The organism is Salifodinibacter halophilus (genome assembly GCA_012999515.1).
In the GTDB taxonomy this organism is placed as follows: Bacteria; Pseudomonadota; Gammaproteobacteria; order Nevskiales; family Salinisphaeraceae; genus Salifodinibacter; species Salifodinibacter halophilus.
Map to the genome: position 1 here is coordinate 1 of JABEEB010000310.1, position 266 is coordinate 266.

The window sequence follows — 266 nt, forward strand, 5'->3', positions numbered from 1 at the left end:
TAACGGTTTTCTTTCGCCCGGAGTCGTATGCGACAACTACGCACAGCGCGCGGAGCCGCCGTCCGCCCGCTTACAGTTCGACGCCGAACGAGTCCACGTCACCCGCGAGCGCGGCCATCGACCCGAGGAGTTCGGCCACGTCGTCGAGGTCGTTCGTAGAGACGACCTCCACGGGCGTGTGCATGTAGCGGTTCGGGATGCCGATGTTGAGCGAGGGAATGCCGGAGCGACTCGTGTAGAAGGCGTCCGCGTCGGTGCCCGTGCGG

At 65.8% G+C, this 266-nt stretch carries 1 protein-coding gene; it reads right to left on the reverse strand.

Features of this window, described 5'->3' with window-relative positions:
* Positions 1–70 precede the first annotated feature (70 nt).
* The coding region (locus HKX41_11805) for a M42 family peptidase (protein NNC24818.1) at positions 71–266 on the reverse strand (196 nt) is incomplete at its 5' end.